The organism is Acidovorax sp. Q11 (assembly GCF_054950075.1).
In genome coordinates, this window is the sequence record NZ_JBUDZG010000010.1 from 102475 (window position 1) to 121223 (window position 18749).

Sequence of the window (18749 nt, forward strand, 5' to 3'; positions counted from 1 at the left end):
TGGGGATCCTCTGCACAAAAATCATCGCGCCGTGTGCATCTGCGGTCTCGGGCGGTCTGCGGCGTTGCAAATACTCGCAATAGCGATGGCTATTGCTGCGTTTTGCGCCTTGCAGCCCATCCCGATCCGCAGCGCACACTGGCCGCTCGATTCGTGCAGAGGATCCCTGATTGTTGGCGTATCCTTTTTGTGGCTTTGCCAGGATGGTGCGCGCAGCGTTGCCCTGGCGGCCGGTTTCATCCCTTCTGTCCTCTGGAGCACTTCCCACATGATCCCCAACAAAACACTCGCCGTGGCTGCCGCCGCCCTGGCCACTGCCCTGTCTTTTTTCAGCCAGGCCGCGCAGGCGGGCCCCCGGCTCGACAAGATCATGGAGGCCAAGGTCATCCGTGTGGGCACGCCCGGCGACTACCGCCCGTTTGCCATCAAGACCGACGCAGGCTATAGCGGCCACGACATCGACGTGATCGAGACCATGGCCAAAGAGCTGGGCGTGAAGATCGAGTACGTGCAGACCTCGTGGCCCAATTTGGTGAAGGACCTGCAAGGCGACAAGTTTGACGTGGCCGTGGGCGGCATCACCCGCAACGTCAACCGCATGCGTATTTTTGACATGCTGCCCGGCTACGCCCCCTTCGGCAAAGTGGCGCTGGTGCGCGCGGCGGACAAGGCCAAGTACACCAGTGTGGATGCCATGAACCAGCCCACGGTGCGCGTCATCAAGAACCCCGGCGGCACCAACGAAACCTATGTGCTGGCCAACCTCAAGGCCGCCCAGGTCAGCACACACGACAAGAACGCCGAGATCCCCGCGCTGATCGCCGAAGGCAAGGGCGACGTGATGATCACCGAGACCTATGAAGCCCTGCACTACGCCCGGGTGGACACGCGCCTGCACGCCGCGTTTGTGGATGCGCCGCTCACGCCCAAAAATTACCTGGGCTTCATGCTGCCCACCGACGACGCCGACTATCTGCGCGTGATGGGCTTTGTGTGGGGCCTGGTGGACAGCCGGGGCACCATCAAGCAGGCAGCAGACAAGTGGTTGAAGTAAAAGCGTAAAAGCGTATACGCGTATACGCGGTGGGGGGCCGCATCAGGCACCCACCGTGCGCACCCCAAAGCTCTCGCTGCCTTGCGCCCAGGCCAGCAGCCGGTCGATGTTGGGGTGCTTGCCGGGGAAGGCGCGCGCATCAGCCACATGCTCGGCATACCACTCCAGCCCCAGGCTGGCGGCTGCGGGCGTGATGCTGCCGCCATACAGCGCAGCCAGTGCGGCATACACCACCAGCGATCCGCCCTGGCCGGGCTTGTTTTCGATGGTGGCCAGCACCTGGCCGTCTGCACCCATCAGGTGCAAGGCGGCGAGGTGGCTGGCGGAGGGGAGTTGTTTCAGGCGGTCTGCGAAGTTCATGGGGGTGGTGGAGGTAAAAAATTGAAAGAAATTGGCTGCTTCCGCGCTATGGATAAGCGCTTTTAGCTATCAATTAGTGAGTAAATTCCGATCTGCGATCGTACGGGATCAGCGTCTTTGCGGGGCGGGGCGGGGCGGGTGGAGCGGGGTGGCGCAATCACGCCTGCCACACCCCAAACCCCGCCGAGCGCAGGTCGATGCCGATCTCGACCTCCCGGTCCACCGCCTCCTCGTAGGTCATGGGGTTGAAGCCCTCGTACAGGTCGGGCAGCAGCCGCAGGCCATATTGCGTCACAAACCGGTTGGCCTGGATGCCCGCCTTGTGCTTGTCAAACCGCACGTCCGGGTCCAGCCCCGTCATGCCCACATAGACGCAGGGCTTGCCGTCGATGTAGCCCGGGTTGTTCTTGCGAAAGCGCGGCTCCAGCAGCACGTCTTTGGAGAGTTCGACCACGTAGACGTGGTGGTGGGGCTTGCGGCGGCGCATGGGGGGCTGCAGAGGCTGGCGTGGGCGGGGCAGGGCGGGGTGGAGCGTGCTGCCGCTCAATCGTCTTCATCCGCCAGCCCATCGTCCTTCAAGCGCCGGTCCAGCTTGCCGCGCAGGGCTTCGGCGTCTTGCAGCAGCTGGTCCACCGGCGCGGTGGGCGCCACGCGCAGGCTGGGGGGGAACAGGCTGCTCATGTACATCTCGTTCGTCAGCCGCATGCGGTTGAGCCACTGCGCGCCCAGCCACGCTGGCACGCCCAGCATCACCACGGCGGCCACCGTCCAGGCCAGGCCCACGCTGCGGCGGGGCAGCACGGTGGCGAGGTGGGCATACAGCGCCCAGGCCAGCACCAGCACGCCCAGCACGCTGGCGAACTGCGATAGTGCCTCCAGCGAGAACGAAAACGCGGCCAGATTGGCCGCCAGCCGCAGGGCCTCGCTGGCCAGGTACACCGTGCAGGCAATGCGCACATGGCGCCAGAACTGCAGGCGGCCCGCAAACATCTTGTTGGCCACGGCCCACAGGCCCGACCAGGCGCTGAGCACCAGCAGCAGCATGAGCAGCACGCTGGGCAGCGACTTGAGGTACTGCGAGCTGTCGCGCGACTCCAGCCACGACGAGGCCATGGCCGCCGCCCCCACCAGCACCACCAGCGCGGCCGTGGTGCCCACGGTGCGCCACGGAAACTCCGGCAGCGCCTGCTCGTTGGCAATGGGCGCATCGGCCAGGCGCAGCGTGATGTGGGTGTGGCCCAGGTCGATGGGCGTGCCGCCGGGCCAGTCAAACCGCTCGCCCTGGGCATGGCGCTTGCGCTGCAGGCGGGCGCCGTTGCGGGTTTCCAGCACATCCACCTGCACGGTGCGGTGTTCGTCCACCGTGCGGTCAATGCGCAGGTGCCGGGGCGCCACAAACGGGTCGTCCAGCACCAGGTCGCAGTCCAGCGCGCGGCCCACCGTCACGGGCCAGCGGGTGATGGGGGCACGCGCCAGCAGGGCGCCGTGGCGGTCATGGGCCTCGATCAGCCCCAGGGTGGTCGTTGTCGGCATCGTGCTCATGGTGCGGCCTCCCAGCGGAAGGCCTTGAGGTAGTGGCTGGCCAGCTTCATGCCGTTGTCAAACGCAACGCCCTGCACATCCAGGCGACCCAGCACGCCCTGCGTGGGCTGGTTCACCGAGGTGACCAGCACCGTCATGTTGTACAGGCCGGTCAGCTTGCGGTAGGCCGACAGGCACACCACCGCCCGCAGCGGCAGGCTGCCAGGGTCTACAAAACGTTCGGTGCATTCGGCTGCCGTCTGGTGGCGGTTGCCGCGTGTGGGCAGTTGCTCGTTGGCAAAACTTTGCGAATACATGCGCGCAAACCGCGCCGCGCCCAGCGTGGGCGCGTTGTAGGCCTCGTAGGACAGGCGCACCGCGCCGGTGTTGAAGTCGCCCGCTACCACGTCGCTGTCGGCGCGGCATTGCGTGCGCTCCAGGTTCAGGCCGGGGAAGGACGGGTCGCGCCCCGAGCCCCAGCACCGTGCCAGCGCGTCGTCGGGCACCGGCACGCGGTAGTTGCCGTGGCGCTGCTCGCGAAACGGTGCTTTCAGGAATCGGTCGGTCAGCACCTGCTGGTGCTCCATCAACTGCCGCGTCATCTCGGCATGCGCGGCCTGGGTGATGGGCTGGGCGTTGGCCGCGCGCTGCACCAGCGCCTGCGCAAACTCGGCCGGTATCAAAAAGCTCACCTGCTCGCCATCCATGCGCTTGGCCACGTTCACGCCCAGCACGCGGCCTGCGTCGTCCACCGCCGGGCCACCGCTCATGCCGGGGTTGAGCGTGCCGCCAAAAAAGATGCGCGGGTAAAAGCTGCGCTTGACCAGCCCGTTGTAGGTGCCCTCGGTCACGGCAAAGCCAATGTCCAGCGGGTTGCCCAGCGAGTAGATGCGCTCGCCTTGCGCCAGCGCCTCGTCGGTGGGCCGAAAGCCCAGCACCGGCGCAGCGGCCGTGCGGCCCTTGGCGCGCAGCACGGCCAGGTCGCGCTGTACGTCAAACGCCAGCAGCTCCACCTCGCCTTCCTGGCCTTCCATCGTCACGTACACGCCCCGGTAGCGCTCGGGCTCCAGCGCCAGCTGGCTGGCCACATGGAAGTTGGTCACGATCAGCCCATCGGACGACACAAAAAAGCCCGAGCCAATCGACGCCTGCGTGCCCGCGTTGCGCAGCAGCGTGCGGATCTGTACCAGCTTGTCGCGCGACAGCTCGTAAATGCGCCGCGCATCGCGCGAGAGCAGGGCGGCATCGGCCGCTGTGGGCGCGGCGGCTGCAGATGTCTGCGCCGTGCCATCCACCGGGCTGCTGCCCGCCGGGCGTGGGGCTGGGGTGGATGCGGTGGCGGTTGAAGGGGCGTTCTGTGCATGGGCCGCCAGGGCGCAAAGCAGCAGAACCAGGGACGAGGTGGCCAGCCGCAGGGGCCGGATCAAGGGGAAGGGCATCGCGGTATTCTATGAACGCTCTGCGACCTGCCCGGGCCCTGTCGGCCACGGGTTCTTCTCATACCTGCCCACACACCCATGCAACCCACCTCCTCTTACCCCATCGGCACGCCCGGCCAGCCCTGGGGCGACGCCGAACGCGAACAGTGGCGCGCGCGCCAGGTGCGCCAGCGCAGCCATGCCGACGATGTGCTGCGCGCCATCGACGCCCTGCGCAGCCAGTGGGATGTGCAGCCCTACGGCGAGGTGGCCTACGCCAACGCCCACCATGCGCCCGAACACTTCCCCCTGCAGGCCCTGCGCAGCCGCCACTGGCAACCCGGCCTGCCCAGCGTGCTCGTGACCGGCGGCGTGCACGGCTACGAAACCAGCGGCGTGCACGGCGCGCTGCACTTTGCGCAACAACATGCTGCCGAGTTTGCGGGCCGCGCCAACCTGCTGGTGGTGCCCTGCGTCAGCCCCTGGGCGTATGAGCGGTTTCAGCGCTGGAACTTCGACGCCATCGACCCCAACCGTGCGTTCAAGGAGGGCTCGCCCGCGCAGGAATCCGCCGCCCTCATGCGCCTGGTGGCACAGCACCAGGCGCAGTACGGCCTATTCGACGCCCACATCGACCTGCACGAAACCACCGACACCGACGAATCCGAGTACCGCCCCGCCGTGGCCGCGCGCGACGGCAAGGTGTTCGAGCCCGGCAGCATCCCCGACGGCTTCTACCTGGTGGACGACACCGAGAACCCGCAGCCCGCCTTCCAGCAAGCCATCATCGAGGCTGTGGGCCGCGTCACGCACATCGCGCCTGCCGACGACAAGAACGAAATCATCGGCTCGCCCGTGGTGGCGCCCGGCGTGATCCGCTACCAACTCAAGGCCTGGGGCCTGTGCGCCAGCGTGAGCGGCGCGCGCTACACCACCACCACCGAGGTCTACCCCGACAGCCCCCGCGCCACACCCGAGCAGTGCATCGCGGCGCAGGTGGCGGCCGTGTGTGCGGCGGTGGAGTTTGTGTGTGGGACGCAGTAACCCTGTGTCGCATTTTTTTGAGTCAAATTGGCCGCTACCGCCTGATGGATAAGCGCTGATAGCTATAAAAATTGAAGCGATAAGGCGCTAAAGCTCCAGCCCACCCACCACCCGCATTGAAAGGAACCGCCCATGGACTGGCCCCAGATGCTGGACACCTTCGCCCGCATGCCCGCCGCCGAGCAGCAGGCCTGGTGGCGCATGGCCGCCGGGTTGGTGGCCGTGGTGGTGGCCCTGCTGTGGCTGGAGAGCCGCTACTTCAAGCCCAGCTGCCGCGTGGGCAGCTGGCTGGCGGTGCGCCTGGTGTCGGTGCTGGCCGCGCTGCTGGCGGTGGCGGCCGTGCTGCTGCCCGCGCGCGCCGTGGGCGGGCCCGCTGCGCTGGGCGTGTTTGTGCTGTCGCTCTACACCCTGGGCCCCGTGGTGTGGTTTGGCGGCCATGTGCTGGCCGGGCGCTGGGTGCGGCCCGCACTCTCGCGCGCCGAAAGCCTGGTGCTGGGCCTCACCGGCCTGGCCATCGCCGCCGTGCCCATCTACGCCAGCCTGGTGGCGCAAAGCGCCCTGCAAACCGCCGCACGCGACGTGGCCCAGCGCCGCGAGCTGCCCGCCAGCAACCCGCCGCTGGCCCACACCGTGCAGCCCGTGCAGCGTTACCAGCTGCACGGCGTGGGGCTCATCTACACCCAGTCACTGCTGGGCACCACCGATAACCGCCTGCTGCGCGTGGAGCAGCGCCACGGCGGCGGCCAATGGCCCACGCACCCCCACCCCGTGGCCCACCCCAGTTACTGCACCCACGGCAACGACGTGTACCTGATGTGGTCCGCCCAGGAACCCCCTCCCTACCTGCGCCTGCACTGGGCCCAGAGCAACGGCGCACCCACCAAGGCCGAATTCACGCCCCAGCTGGTGTTTGACCCAGCCGCCCCCGTGCCCGACTTCCCCCTCACCCTGCGCCCCGACGGCGCCGACCCCGCCGCCCCCATCGCGCGCGACAGGGCGTACCTGGTGCTGGTGAAAGAGGGGCAGGCGGTGCAGCCACAGCAAGCGCCGACGCAGCAACCTCCGCAGACCTACACCCAGATGCTGGGCAGCCCGCCCGAGGCAGGCGAGGTGCGCACAACCGATTGCGTGATGGCAGGCTTCCAGCTCACCCCCACCGTGGCCAAACAAGGCTGGCAGGTGCAGGCCATGGGGCTGGTGTTTCAGCTGTACACGGGCGGGCAGCCGTTGCGGGCGTTGGTGGAGCGGAAATAGAGGCGAAATTGGCTGTTTCCGCCTGATGGAATTGCCTTTTCTGCTATCGAAATGAAAGCGAAAAGGGTTCGGCGCGTGAGTGCAAGTGCCTTTTACGGATGGCTGCCCAAAGCACCCAGCAACCGCGCACTCACCTCGGCTGCATCGGGCGTGGCGAACTGCATGTTGTGCTGCTCCGTCAGCGGCCCGTGGCCCGGCTCCATGCGCCCCGCAGCGTCGTAGCCCATGGCCTTGAACTTCCACACCCCGCCAACCAGCTTGAGCGAGCCCACATGCGCGCCATCGGCGGTGTGGACTGCCACTGCTGCGGCGTTGATGGGCAGCAACTGCAAGGGGCCTGCCAGCGGGCCGGGCGGTATGTGGGCGAAGGAGGGGGTGAAAGTGAGCGGCAGGGGTGAGGAAGGGAGCATGGCGGTGTTTTTATCGCAAATGGCGTGGCGCTTGCGGCGCGGTAGCTCGATCTCTGCCCGGTGTGTCGCGTGTTGTGGGTGCTTTGCCGACCGATCGCAGGTTTCGCTCTGCACCCCGTGGGAGACTATGGGCGGTTTGCATGGATCATGCAATTGGTCTCTAGCACTTATCTGTCTCTGGCGGCCAGGTGCAGCCGGTGGCTACTGGCCGGTGCCGGTCCCTAGGCTGGGCCACCATCAATCCTTGAGGCTCACCCCCAGGTTGTCCAGCTTTTTTGCATACGAGTCCCTGCGTTTTACGGCCTTTGCTGCCGTTTCCGTGGCGGCTTGAACTGCCTTGGGCCCCTTGTTCGCCGCAGCTTGGATCAATCCGAGCTTGTGAGCGGCATCTGCCTGCGCCCGCTGGAAAGTGGCGATGAGTTCAGCATGGGCAACGGATGAGTTCACAGGGACTTTCCTATCAATCAACGTCATCACCCTTGAAGGGTGACGTTGGTGCGAAGTAAGGCGGTTCTTAATTCGCGAGTAGCAGGTTTTGAAATATCCACCTTTTGAACAGCCACGTCGAACGGTGAGCCCGGCCTGATGCTGGTTGGCAGTATCTTTTTTGCTGGATTCTTGGCGGGGTACGTGCCCTGACCTGGGCACATGCGAACGGAAAACCCGAATTCTTCGAGTGCACCTTTTGCATACAACTCTGCCAGCTGTTGAAACGTCACGAAGGTTGAACGTTTAACGTCTTTGAGTCCTGGCTGGCTGATGTCGCGAACGATCTCAAATTTACCGAGTGAATCTCGCTGTGTATCGGTAAACGGATGCAGTAAGAAAGTCTGACGAACGCCATTCTTTTTGGACACCAGGGTGTGCTCGACGGTGATATCGGTTAGCAGCATGTTGTTTTCCTCGCTTTTCAAGCTGCAGCTTACAAAGCAGCAGCATTCGCCATTCCGCCCAAACTCGCAGACTGTGTTTTCACACCAAGCTACTGGGTAGCTGATGTCCTACCCCTTGAAATGCGAAGTGTTCGACGCAGAAAATTCTCATCTGAAGGCGGGGGCTTTGACTAAACGGCAGCAAATGACAGATCCATATTGCACTGTGACAGACCGTTTCGCATCGAAAGCTGTCATCAGTCCAAAAGAAAACGGCCAGCAAATATAGAAATTTGCTGGCCTTCTTTCCAATCAGGAGGTAATCACTTCCCCCACGAATCCTTCAACCCCACCGCCAAGTTGAACACCGGCTTCCCTGCCATGTGATCCACCCGGTCCGCCACAAAGTACCCGTGCCGCTCAAACTGAAACTTGTCGTCCGGCTTCGCATTGGCCAATGATGGCTCCACGATGGCCGTCACCACTTTCAGGCTGCTCGGGTTCAGGCTTTCAATGAAGTCCTTGCCGCCCGCGTCGGGGTGGGCGTCCAGGAACAGGCGGTCGTACATGCGCACTTCGGCGTTCACGCCGTCGGCCACGCCCACCCAGGTGATGGCGGCTTTCACCTTCACGCTGTCGGCGCCGGGGGTGCCGCTCTTGGTGTCGGGTACCACGGTGGCCAGCACTTCGGTGATGTTTCCATCCGCATCTTTAGTGCAGCCGGTGCATTCGATGACGTAGCCGCCCTTCAGGCGCACCTTGTTGCCGGGGAAGAGGCGCTTGTAGCCCTTGGGCGGCACTTCTTCAAAGTCTTCGCGTTCGATCCAGACTTCCTTGCCGATGGTGAAGTGGCGCACGGGGCTGTCCACACCTTCGGGCGGGTGGGGCAGTGCGGGCAGGCTGCAGGGCTCCAGGTGGCCTGCGCCCATCACGTCGTCCCAGTTGGTCAGCACCAGCTTGACGGGGTTGAGCACGGCCATGCCACGGTGGGCCTTCAGCTCCAGATCTTCGCGCAGGCAGCCTTCCAGAGTGCTGTAGTCGATCCAGCTGTCGGATTTGGTCACGCCGATGCGTTCGGCAAACACCTGCAGCGCTTCGGGCGTGTAGCCACGGCGGCGCAGGCCCACGATGGTGGGCATGCGGGGGTCGTCCCAGCCGCTGACCTTGTGGTCGTACACCAGCTGGGCGAGCTTGCGTTTGCTGGTGATGACGTAGGTGAGGTTCAGGCGCGCAAATTCGTACTGGCGGGGGGCGGGGCTGGCCAGCAGGCCGCCTTCGGTCAAGCGCTCCAGCAGCCAGTCGTAGAAGGGGCGCTGGTCTTCAAACTCCAGCGTGCACAGGCTGTGGGTGATCTGCTCCAGCGCGTCCTCGATGGGGTGCGCGTAGGTGTACATGGGGTAGATGCACCAGGTGTCGCCCGTGTTGTGATGCGTGGCGCGGCGGATGCGGTAGATGGCCGGGTCGCGCATGTTGATGTTGGGGCTGGCCATGTCGATCTTGGCACGCAGCACCATGGACCCATCTTCATGCTCGCCGTCACGCATCTCGCGGAAGATGCGCAGGTTTTCCTCTGGCGTGCGGGTGCGGAAGGGGCTGTCCACGCCGGGCTTGCTGAAGTCGCCCCGGTTGGCGCGCATCTGCTCGGTGGTCTGCTCGTCCACGTAGGCGTGGCCCGCTTCAATCAAATATTCGGCGGCGCGGTACATGAAGCCGAAGTAGTCGCTGGCCTGGTAGGGCGCGGCGCTGCCGGGCGCCTGGCCGAGCTGGGCCCAGTCAAAACCGAGCCATTTCACGGCGTCGATGATGCTGTTGACGTATTCGGTGTCTTCTTTTTCGGGGTTGGTGTCGTCAAAGCGCAGGTGGCACACGCCGCCGTAGTCGCGCGCCAGACCAAAGTTGATGCAGATGCTCTTGGCGTGGCCGATGTGCAGGTAGCCATTGGGCTCGGGCGGGAAGCGGGTGCGGATCTTGGCGGGGTCGGGCTCGCCCTGGGCGTGGTGGGCGGCGTCGCCGGGGGCGCCCGCCCAGCGGCGGGTGGCGTAGGTGCCTTGCTCCAGGTCTTTTTCGATGATCTGGCGCAGAAAGTTGCTGGGCTTGTTGGATTCAGCGGTGTCCGCAGCGGCGGCGCTGGCGGGGGTATTGGCGGGGGAGGGGGTACTCATCCAGCCATTTTAGGCGGCGGTTTCGTGACGCTTTGCGCATTAAAACCAGCGCGTGTACGTTCAGACACAACGTAAAGACGCTTTTATGCCATCCTTTTGCCTACTTGGTGCGTTGTGTACCGGTGAGGGCCCTTGCCACCTGGCGGCGGGCTTTCATTTAACAGGAGATTTCCATGACGAAAACCCGTTCTCTTTATGCCATGGCCGCTTCGGCTGGCGTGGCCCTGGCTTTGTTTGCCGGTGCTGGCGCCGCCCAGGCCCGTGACGTCAATTGGTCGGTTGGCGTTGGCGTGCCCGGCGTGGTGATCGGTGCCAGCAATGGCTACTACGCCCCCGCCCCGGTCTACGTGGCGCCCCCACCGGTGTATTACGCGCCGCCCCGGCCCGTGTATTACAACGCCCCGCCTGCCTATTACGCCCCCCCACCGGTGGTGTATTACGGCGATGGCTACCGGCACCATCGCCATCACCGCCACCACGGTCATGGCCACGGTTACGGTCACGGTCGCCACTGGGACCGTTGATCAGTCTCACCCCTGCGGGCTGGTCTTTCACCAACCTCTTGGGCGCGAGTCGCTCACAGGCAGCGTTGCACAGGCTGCCTTTTACAGCGGTCCCTTGGGGCCGCTTTTTTATTGGGGTGGCCCCTGCGCTGGGGCGCCGCATAATCCCGCACTCTGGCCTGCCAGCGTGGCAGGCACATTGCCCCGGAGACCCTGTCTGTGACTGCCCATAAAACCGTTTTTGTCCTGAATGGCCCCAACCTGAACCTGCTGGGCACGCGCGAGCCCGCCGTCTACGGCGCGGCCACACTGGCCGATGTGGAAAAGCTCTGTGCCGACGCCTGCCAGCGTCACGGTTTTGCGCTGCGTTTTCACCAGAGCAACCACGAAGGTGCACTGGTGGACTGGATTCATGAGGCAGGCCGCCTGCATGCGGCGGGCGAACTGGCGGGGGTGGTCATCAACGCCGGGGCCTACACCCACACCAGCATTGCGCTGCACGACGCCACCAAGGGCACGGGCATCACCTTGATCGAGCTGCACATCAGCAACGTGCATGCGCGCGAGGCCTACCGCCACCATTCGTACATGGCGGCCGCCGCCAAGGCGGTGATGTGTGGCTTTGGCGTGCTGGGCTATGGCCTGGCGATTGACGGCCTGGCGCAACTGCTGGCCCAGCAGCCTGCGGCCTGATGGCTGGGCGCGCGGGCTTCTATTTGTATGGCCCCGCTGCCCCTGCAGGTCTCTGAGGACGAGGTCGAAATCACCGCCATGCGTGCCCAGGGCGCGGGCGGGCAGAACGTCAACAAGGTGTCGAGCGCCGTCCACCTGCGCTTTGACGTGGTGGCATCGTCGCTGCCCGAGGGCGTGAAAGAGCGCCTGCTGGCCCTGCGCGACACGCGCATCACGCAAGAGGGTGTGGTGGTCATCAAGGCCCAGCAGTTCCGCAGCCAGGAGCAGAACCGCGCCGATGCGCTGGCGCGGCTCAACGCGCTGGTCAACATCGTGGCCGTGCCGCCCCGGGTGCGCCGCGCCACCAAGCCCACCTACGGGTCGCAACAGCGCCGCCTGCAGGGCAAAACCCAACGCAGCGAAACCAAGGCGCTGCGGGGGCGGGTGCGCGACGGCTCTTGATAGTGTCGGTGGGATGCTGCCAGGGCTTGATTGGCATCACCTATAGAACAATCTGTCTGCCCCGCAGGGCTTGGTGTGGGCGCCCGTCCGGCCTACAGTGAGGGCATTCACAGATGAAACTGCCATGACCGCTGTTGCCCACGCCCCTTCCTCCACTGTTCCAGCCCTGTTCGTATCCCACGGCGCGCCGCTGTTTGCGCTGGACGCGGGCACCACCGGCCCCGCGCTCACGCAATGGGGCCAGGGCCTGAAGGCGCGGGTGCCCGGCCTGCGCGGTGTGGTGGTGATGTCGCCGCACTGGATGGCGCGTTCGGTGCAGGTGATGACCGGCCCGCAGCCCGCCACCTGGCACGACTTTGGCGGGTTTCCGCCCGCGCTGTACGAGCTGCAGTACCCCGCCCCGGGCTCGCCTGCGCTGGCGCAAGAGGTGCTGGGCCTGTTGCAAGACGCCGGTGTGGCCGCGCAGGGCGATGCCGCGCGCCCGTTTGACCACGGCGCCTGGGTGCCGCTGATGCATTTGTTCCCCGAGGCCGATGTGCCCGTGGTGCAGGTGGCTCTGCCCGTGGGTGCGGGCCCGGCCGAGGTGTATGCGCTGGGCGCAGCCTTGCGCAGCCTGCGCGCCCAGGGTGTGCTGGTGGTGGGCTCGGGCAGCATGACGCACAACCTGGCCGAGTTTTTTGGCGGCGAGCGTGCGCCCACGCCCTATGTGCTGGAGTTCAGCCGCTGGATCGAAGACGCGCTGGCCCGTGGCGACATGGCCGCGCTGCTCAACTACCGCAGCCAGGCGCCGCACGCCCACCGCGCACACCCTACCGAAGACCATTTCCTGCCCCTCTTCTTCGCGCTGGGCGCGGCGGGCGACGACCTGCACGCAAACTACTTGAGCCGCGAGGTGATGTACAGCATGCTGTCGATGGATGCGTTTGCGCTGGAGCCGGTGCATTGATGGTGCATCGGTCCTGCTTTTTTTAAGTCAAAACTGCCCCTGGCGCCTGTCTATGCTCAATCTACCGCTCACATTTTTGCAGCGCCCCGCTGCCGCCACCACGCCCCGCCCCTGGCTGCTGGTGCTGATGCACGGCGTGGGCAGCAACGAGCAGGATTTGTTCAGCCTGTCGCCGCAGATCCCCGAGCGCTTTCATGTGCTGAGCCTGCGTGCGCCATTTCGCATGGGGCCGGGCTCGCACGCGTGGTTTGATTTCTCCATCGAGCCGGGCGGTGAGCGCTCCATCAACGAAGAGCAAGAGGCCCAAAGCCGCGCCCTGGTCGCCCAGACGGTGGAGTCTGCCGCCGAACAATTGGGCATCCCGCCCGAGCGGGTGGTGGTGGGCGGCTTCAGCCAGGGCGGCATCATGGCGTTGTCGTTGCTGTTGACAAAACCTGCGCTGATGCAGGCGGGCCTGGTATGGCATAGCCGCCTGCTGCCGCAGGTGGTGCCCCTGACGGCCCCGGCCGATGCGCTGCGGGGCAAGCGGCTGTGGCTGAGCCATGGAACCCACGACAACGTGATCCCCCTGGCCAACGCCCTGGCCATTGCGCACCACATGGCGCCGCTGCCGGTGACGGTCACGTACCACGAGTTCCCCAGCGCGCACGAGATCCGGCCGTCGGAGCTGGCGGCTACGGTGACCTGGCTGGAGTCGCTTTCGACGACGCCGACGGCGTTCTGAGCGAAGGCACTGTTTCGTTGCAGTGCCCGAGCTTCACACCGGCAGCGCCATGGTGCGCTTCACTTCCTTGAGCGAAAAGCTCGTCGAGATCTCCCGCACGCCCGGCAGGCTGCGCACATGGGTGCGCACGTATTCGGCAAACGATTCCAGGTCTGCCGCCACCACTTCCAACTGGTAGTCGTACCGGCCCGAGAGGTTGTGGCACGACAGCACCTGGGGCATGGCCATCACCTCGCGCTCCAGGGCCGAGGTGGTGTCGGCGGTGTGGTCGTGCAGCGCCAGTTGCACAAAGCCCAGCACGCCCCAGCCCACGCGCTGGCGGTGCAGGTGGGCGTGGTAGCCCGCAATCACCCCGGCTTCTTCCAGCGCCCGCACGCGCCGCCAGCAGGGCGAGGTGGACAGCGACACCACCTCGGCCAAGTCCCCCACGGTGGCGCGGCCGTCGCGCTGCAGGGCGTTGAGCAGGGTGCGGTCCACAGGGTCGAGTGGGTAGGGGTGCATGGTGGTCGGGTGGTGAGGGTTTGGGGCAAATTTTGCCCTTTGAATGGCTTTTTTTGGCAAAGAAGGCGAAATTTTGCCTGCCGATGAGGCCAAGAATCTCCGCATCCGACCCGCGTTCTGTCTGTGGTCGGCCCATCAGGAGACAAGCATGACCCGCACCACCGACCGCAGCCCCGCCACCGGCTTCAGCACCCGCGCTATCCACCACGGCTACAACCCGGCCGACCACCAGGGCGCACTGGTGCCGCCCATCCACACCTCGGCCACCTATGCCTTCCCCGATGTGGCCTATGGCGCGCGCTGCTTTGCGGGCCAGGAGCCCGGCTACTTCTACACCCGCATCGCCAACCCCACGCTGGCGCTGCTCGAAGGGCGGCTGGCGGCGCTGGAAGAGGGCGCAGGCGCCGTGGTGTTCGGCTCGGGCATGGGCGCCATCACGGCCACGCTGTGGTCGATGCTGGAGCCGGGCGATGAAATCCTGGCTGACCTCACGCTGTATGGCTGCACCTTCTCGTTTTTGCACCACGGCCTGGGCCGCTTTGGCGTGACGGTGCGCCATGTGGACATGACCGACCCCGCCCTCGTGGCCGAGGCACTGACCGCCAAGACCCGCGTGCTGTACCTCGAAACCCCCGCCAACCCCAACATGCGCCTGGTGGACATCGCCGCCGTGTCGGCCCTGGCCCATGCCCAGGGCGCCAAGGTGGTGGTGGACAACACCTACTGCACGCCCTACCTGCAGCAGCCCCTGCTGCTGGGTGCCGATGTGAGCGTGCACTCCATGACCAAATACCTGGGCGGCCACGGCGACCTGACCGCAGGCGCTGCCGTGTTTGCCGATGCCGAACTGGCCCAGCGCGTGCGCTTGTACGGCCTGAAAGACATGACCGGCGCGGTGATGTCGGCACAAGACGCCCACCTGGTGATGCGCGGCCTGAAAACCCTGGCCCTGCGCATGGACCGCCACTGCCAAAGCGCGCAGAAGGTGGCCGAATTCATCGCCGCCCACCCCGCTGCGGCGGCCGTGCACTACCCCGGCCTGCCCAGCTTTGCGCAGCACACGCTGGCAAAGCAGCAGATGCGCCAAATGGGCGGCATGATCGCTTTTGAGCTGCGCGGTGGCCTGCAGGCGGGCGTGCGCTTCATGGACGCGCTGCAGCTCGTCACCCGCGCCGTGAGCCTGGGCGACGCCGAAACCCTGGCCCAGCACCCGGCCAGCATGACGCATTCCACCTACACGCCCGAGCAGCGCGCCGACCACGGCATTGCCGAAGGCCTGGTGCGCCTGTCGGTGGGGTTGGAAGACCTGGACGACCTGCTGGCCGACATTGGCCAGGCGCTGGACCTGGCCCACGCCATGGACCTCAGCGCTGGCATCCACGCCGGGCTCAGCCCCGAGCGTGTGGCAGCGGCAGCGCCGTCTTGTAGCGCACCTGCTTGAGCGCAAAGCTGGAGCGGATTTTCTCCAGCCCCGGGATCGGCGAAAGCTGCTCCAGGATGAACCGCTCCAGCGCCGCAATGTCGGGCAACGCCACGCGGATGAGGTAGTCGGAGTCGCCGCTCATCAGGTAGCACTCCATCACCTCGTCGTGCTCGGCAATGCGCCGCTCAAAGTCGGCCAGTGCCTCCTTGTTCTGCGTCTTCAGGCTGATGCTGATGAACACATTCAGCCCCAGGCCCAGCGCCGCCGCATTGGCCAGCGCCACATAGCGGGCGATCACGCCCGCGGCCTCCAGCGCCTTCACCCGTGCCAGGCAGGGCGAAGGCGACAGGTGCACGCGCCGCGCCAGCTCCACGTTGGAGAGCGAACCATCGGCCTGCAGCTCGGCCAGAATGCGCAGATCGGTCACGTCAAGCTTCATATGCTGCAATATTTTGTTGGTGCGGCATATTGTGCTTTTACTGGCGCTTGATCCGCGCGTTTCGGCATCACATTTTTGCCCAACCCTTCTACAGTGTGCTCCCATGAACGCCCCACTGCCCCCCCACCTCCTCAGCCCCCAGGACACCCTGGCCGACATCGACCCGCAAGAGACCGCCGAATGGCGCGATGCCTTCCTGGCCCTGGTGGCCACCGAAGGCCCCGAGCGCGCGCGGTTTGTGCTGCAGGAGCTGGTGCGCCTGGCCCGCACGCAGCGCGTGGGCTGGCAGCCGCAGCTCAACACACCCTATGTGAACACCGTGGCGGCCCAGGCGCAGCCTGCCTTCCCGGGCGATCTGGCGGTGGAAGAGCGCCTGGCGTCCATCATGCGCTGGAACGCGCTGGCCATGGTGGTGCGGGCGAATCAAGCGTATGGCGAGCTGGGCGGGCACATCGCCAGTTACGCCAGTGCGGCCGATTTGTTTGAGAGCGGCTTCAATCACTTCTTCCGCGCGCGCGAAGGCGTGGGCGAAGGCCAGCACCGGGGCGATCTGGTGTTCTTTCAACCGCACAGCGCGCCCGGCGTGTATGCGCGGGCGTTTCTGGAGGGGCACTTCACCGAGAACGACCTGCAGCACTACCGGCAGGAAATCACCGCTCCCCACGCGGGCGCGCAGGGGCTGTCGAGCTACCCACACCCCTGGCTGATGCCGGACTTCTGGCAGTTCCCCACCGGCTCCATGGGCATTGGCCCTATCAGCAGCATCTACCACGCGCGCTTCATGCGCTACCTCACGCACCGCAACCTGCTCGACTGCTCGGCGCGCAAAGTATGGGGCGTGTTTGGCGACGGCGAGATGGACGAGCCCGAATCCATGAGCGCCCTGACCCTGGCCGCGCGCGAAGGCCTCGACAACCTGGTGTGGGTCGTCAACTGCAACCTGCAGCGCCTGGACGGCCCGGTGCGCGGCAACGGCCGCATCATCGACGAGCTGGAGCGGCTGTTTGCGGGCGCGGGCTGGAACGTGGTCAAGCTGGTCTGGGGCAGCGACTGGGACGGCCTGTTTGCCCGCGACCTGACCGGCGCGCTGGTGCGCACGCTCGAAGGCACGGTCGATGGTCAGATGCAGACCTTCGCCGCCAAGGACGGCCGCTTCAACCGCGACAACTTCTTCGGCCAGAACCCCGAACTGGCCGCTCTGGCCCAGGGTATGACCGACGAGCAGATCGATCGCCTCAAGCGCGGAGGGCACGACCTGGTGAAGATCCACGCCGCCTACGCCGCTGCTGCTGCCCACAAGGGCCAGCCCACGGTGATCCTGGCCCACACCAAAAAGGGCTACGGCATGGGCACAGCCGGGCAGGGCAAGATGACCACGCACAGCCAGAAGAAGCTGGACGACACCGACCTCATCGAATTCCGCAACCGCTTCAACCTGCCGCTCACCGACGAGCAGGCGACCAGCCTGGCGTTCTACAAGCCTGCGGAAGACAGCCCGGAGATGCAGTACCTGCGCCGCCACCGCCAGCAACTGGGCGGCTACCTGCCGCGCCGCCAGACGGCCTGCGACGTGCTGCCCGTGCCGCCCCTGGCCAGCTACGGCCAGTTTGCGCTGCAGGCCGATGGCAAGGAGATGAGTACCACCATGGCCTTTGTGCGCATGCTGGGCACGCTGCTGAAGGACGCCACATTAGGCCCCCGCATCGTGCCCATCGTGGCCGACGAGGCGCGCACCTTTGGCATGGCCAATTTGTTCAAGCAGGTCGGCATCTACAGCAGCGTGGGCCAGCGCTATGCGCCCGAGGACATCGGCTCGGTGCTGAGCTACCGCGAGGCGCTCGATGGGCAGATTCTGGAAGAAGGCATCAGCGAAGCAGGTGCGATTGCGAGCTGGACAGCAGCAGCCACCAGCTACAGCGTGCATGGTCTGGCCATGCTGCCGTTCTACATCTACTACTCCATGTTCGGCTTCCAGCGCGTGGGCGACGCCATCTGGGCCGCGGCCGACCAGCGTGCGCGCGGCTTCCTCCTGGGCGCCACCTCGGGCCGCACCACGCTGGGCGGCGAGGGCCTGCAGCACCAGGACGGCACCAGCCACCTCGTGGCCGCGACCATCCCCAACTGCAAGGCCTACGACCCGGCCTACGCGGGTGAGATGGCCGTCATCATCGACGCCGGCATGCGCGAGATGGTGACCGAGCAGCGCGACGTCTTCTACTACGTCACGCTGATGAACGAGAACTACGCCCAGCCCGACCTGCCCGCAGGCGCTGCAGACGGGGTCTTGCGTGGGTGCTATGTTTTTAGGAGCTATCAGGGCAATTTGGACGCGCGCAAGGGCCTGATTTCTTCTCAAAATTCCGTCACCCTGATGGGCTCCGGCGCCATCCTGACCGAAGTGGTCAAGGCCGCAGAGCAACTTGCCAGCGAAGGCCTGGATGTGACCGTGCTCAGCGTCACCAGCTGGAGCGAACTGGCCCGCGACGGCGTGGCCAGCGAACAGCGCGCGCTGGCGGGTGAAGAAGGGGTTGACCCCGGCACCCCCTGGCTTGCCGCCCAACTGGCCGCCACCAGCGGGCCGGTGGTGGCCGCCACCGACTACGTGCGCGCCGTGCCCGAGACAGTGCGCGCATTTATCCCCGAAGGGCGCAAGTACATCACCCTGGGCACCGATGGCTTTGGCCGCAGCGACACGCGGGCTGCGCTGCGGGAGTTTTTTGGGGTGGATGCGCAGGCCGTGGCACGTGCTGCCCGCAGCGCGGTGGGGCGGCAAAAGGCATAAGCCTGCGAGCGGACCGCGCCCCGCGCGGGGTCACTTCGGGCGCCGAAGGACAGGGGCTCAGAAGGCGGGGTGTAGTTGGCTCGGCACCAACAACCCCTGCACCCGCACCTCCAGCGCCTTGCGCGCTTGGGGATCTGCCACCCGGCCCAGCGGACCGCCCAGCAAACTTAGGGTCGAACACATTGCCCAGCCTGTAACTGCT

The 18749-nt window shown here is 65.9% G+C and carries 20 protein-coding genes; 10 read left to right on the forward strand and 10 right to left on the reverse strand.

Annotated elements, in window-relative coordinates; all coding sequences use genetic code 11:
• Nucleotides 1-268: 268 nt before the first annotated feature.
• Entirely contained in the window at nucleotides 269-1054 is a 786-nt protein-coding gene (locus ACYZGB_RS10845) for a transporter substrate-binding domain-containing protein (protein WP_462388218.1), read from the forward strand.
• Between the two features lie 42 nt (nucleotides 1055-1096).
• Here the strand turns inward: ACYZGB_RS10845 and ACYZGB_RS10850 are convergent, their stop codons facing one another.
• The 4 genes from ACYZGB_RS10850 to ACYZGB_RS10865 all read right to left on the reverse strand — a co-directional run bounded on the left by ACYZGB_RS10850 (nucleotide 1097) and on the right by ACYZGB_RS10865 (nucleotide 4374).
• Nucleotides 1097-1414, reverse strand: a complete 318-nt coding sequence (locus ACYZGB_RS10850; RefSeq protein WP_462388219.1) for a DUF2322 family protein — start codon at nucleotides 1412-1414, stop codon at nucleotides 1097-1099.
• Between the two features lie 157 nt (nucleotides 1415-1571).
• Complete coding sequence (locus ACYZGB_RS10855) at nucleotides 1572-1901, reverse strand: hypothetical protein (RefSeq protein ID WP_462388220.1); 330 nt, start codon at nucleotides 1899-1901, stop codon at nucleotides 1572-1574.
• A gap of 56 nt (nucleotides 1902-1957) precedes the next feature.
• Nucleotides 1958-2956, reverse strand: coding sequence for an FHA domain-containing protein (locus ACYZGB_RS10860; RefSeq protein ID WP_462388221.1), 999 nt, complete (start codon nucleotides 2954-2956; stop codon nucleotides 1958-1960).
• Nucleotides 2953-4374, reverse strand: coding sequence for a S1 family peptidase (locus ACYZGB_RS10865; RefSeq protein ID WP_462388222.1), 1422 nt, complete (start codon nucleotides 4372-4374; stop codon nucleotides 2953-2955). The genes ACYZGB_RS10860 and ACYZGB_RS10865 overlap by 4 nt, the downstream gene beginning before the upstream one ends.
• Nucleotides 4375-4452: 78 nt before the next feature.
• Here ACYZGB_RS10865 and ACYZGB_RS10870 point away from each other — a divergent pair, with 78 nt between their 5' ends.
• Both ACYZGB_RS10870 and ACYZGB_RS10875 read left to right on the forward strand, forming a co-directional pair.
• Complete coding sequence (locus ACYZGB_RS10870) at nucleotides 4453-5397, forward strand: M14 family metallopeptidase (RefSeq protein WP_462388223.1); 945 nt, start codon at nucleotides 4453-4455, stop codon at nucleotides 5395-5397.
• 132 nt (nucleotides 5398-5529) lie between these two features.
• Nucleotides 5530-6651 carry a hypothetical protein gene (locus tag ACYZGB_RS10875; protein ID WP_462388224.1) on the forward strand — a complete coding sequence of 374 codons (1122 nt, stop codon included), beginning with the start codon at nucleotides 5530-5532 and terminating at the stop codon, nucleotides 6649-6651.
• 92 nt (nucleotides 6652-6743) lie between these two features.
• Here the strand turns inward: ACYZGB_RS10875 and ACYZGB_RS10880 are convergent, their stop codons facing one another.
• The 4 genes from ACYZGB_RS10880 to ACYZGB_RS10895 form a co-directional block, all read right to left on the reverse strand.
• Nucleotides 6744-7061 (reverse strand): hypothetical protein, encoded by a 318-nt coding sequence (locus tag ACYZGB_RS10880; protein WP_462388225.1) that lies wholly within the window; start codon nucleotides 7059-7061, stop codon nucleotides 6744-6746.
• Nucleotides 7062-7298: 237 nt separating this feature from the next.
• A complete protein-coding gene (locus ACYZGB_RS10885; protein WP_462388226.1) occupies nucleotides 7299-7508 on the reverse strand; it encodes a hypothetical protein in 210 nt (69 codons plus the stop codon).
• Nucleotides 7509-7534: 26 nt separating this feature from the next.
• A complete protein-coding gene (locus tag ACYZGB_RS10890; RefSeq protein ID WP_462388227.1) occupies nucleotides 7535-7954 on the reverse strand; it encodes a hypothetical protein in 420 nt (139 codons plus the stop codon).
• Nucleotides 7955-8256: 302 nt separating this feature from the next.
• Nucleotides 8257-10095 (reverse strand): glutamine--tRNA ligase/YqeY domain fusion protein, encoded by a 1839-nt coding sequence (locus ACYZGB_RS10895; protein ID WP_462388228.1) that lies wholly within the window; start codon nucleotides 10093-10095, stop codon nucleotides 8257-8259.
• A 173-nt stretch (nucleotides 10096-10268) separates the two neighbouring features.
• On the opposite strand from ACYZGB_RS10895, the gene ACYZGB_RS10900 reads away from it, so the two are divergent.
• The 5 genes from ACYZGB_RS10900 (at nucleotide 10269) to ACYZGB_RS10920 (ending at nucleotide 13402) form a co-directional block, all read left to right on the forward strand.
• Entirely contained in the window at nucleotides 10269-10619 is a 351-nt protein-coding gene (locus ACYZGB_RS10900; protein WP_462388229.1) for a hypothetical protein, read from the forward strand.
• Between the two features lie 198 nt (nucleotides 10620-10817).
• Entirely contained in the window at nucleotides 10818-11291 is a 474-nt protein-coding gene (aroQ, locus tag ACYZGB_RS10905) for a type II 3-dehydroquinate dehydratase (protein ID WP_462388230.1), read from the forward strand.
• Nucleotides 11292-11318: 27 nt separating this feature from the next.
• Nucleotides 11319-11732, forward strand: coding sequence for an alternative ribosome rescue aminoacyl-tRNA hydrolase ArfB (gene arfB, locus ACYZGB_RS10910; protein WP_462388231.1), 414 nt, complete (start codon nucleotides 11319-11321; stop codon nucleotides 11730-11732).
• 124 nt (nucleotides 11733-11856) lie between these two features.
• The gene (locus ACYZGB_RS10915; protein ID WP_462388232.1) at nucleotides 11857-12678 is read left to right on the forward strand and encodes a DODA-type extradiol aromatic ring-opening family dioxygenase; all 822 of its coding nucleotides are present in this window, start codon (nucleotides 11857-11859) and stop codon (nucleotides 12676-12678) included.
• Nucleotides 12679-12730: 52 nt separating this feature from the next.
• On the forward strand, nucleotides 12731-13402 hold the full coding sequence (locus ACYZGB_RS10920; RefSeq protein WP_462388233.1) for an alpha/beta hydrolase: 672 nt from the start codon (nucleotides 12731-12733) through the stop codon (nucleotides 13400-13402).
• Between the two features lie 33 nt (nucleotides 13403-13435).
• Here the strand turns inward: ACYZGB_RS10920 and ACYZGB_RS10925 are convergent, their stop codons facing one another.
• Nucleotides 13436-13903, reverse strand: coding sequence for an Lrp/AsnC family transcriptional regulator (locus tag ACYZGB_RS10925; protein WP_462388234.1), 468 nt, complete (start codon nucleotides 13901-13903; stop codon nucleotides 13436-13438).
• 148 nt (nucleotides 13904-14051) lie between these two features.
• Here ACYZGB_RS10925 and ACYZGB_RS10930 point away from each other — a divergent pair, with 148 nt between their 5' ends.
• Nucleotides 14052-15344 (forward strand): methionine gamma-lyase, encoded by a 1293-nt coding sequence (locus ACYZGB_RS10930; protein WP_462388235.1) that lies wholly within the window; start codon nucleotides 14052-14054, stop codon nucleotides 15342-15344.
• On the opposite strand, the gene ACYZGB_RS10935 is transcribed toward ACYZGB_RS10930, so the two are convergent.
• A complete protein-coding gene (locus tag ACYZGB_RS10935) occupies nucleotides 15292-15765 on the reverse strand; it encodes an Lrp/AsnC family transcriptional regulator (RefSeq protein ID WP_063463140.1) in 474 nt (157 codons plus the stop codon). The two genes, ACYZGB_RS10930 and ACYZGB_RS10935, sit on opposite strands and share 53 nt — an antisense overlap.
• Before the next feature lie 103 nt (nucleotides 15766-15868).
• Here ACYZGB_RS10935 and mdeB point away from each other — a divergent pair, with 103 nt between their 5' ends.
• Nucleotides 15869-18547, forward strand: coding sequence for an alpha-ketoglutarate dehydrogenase (gene mdeB / locus ACYZGB_RS10940; protein ID WP_462388236.1), 2679 nt, complete (start codon nucleotides 15869-15871; stop codon nucleotides 18545-18547).
• The last annotated feature ends 202 nt before the right edge of the window (nucleotides 18548-18749 follow it).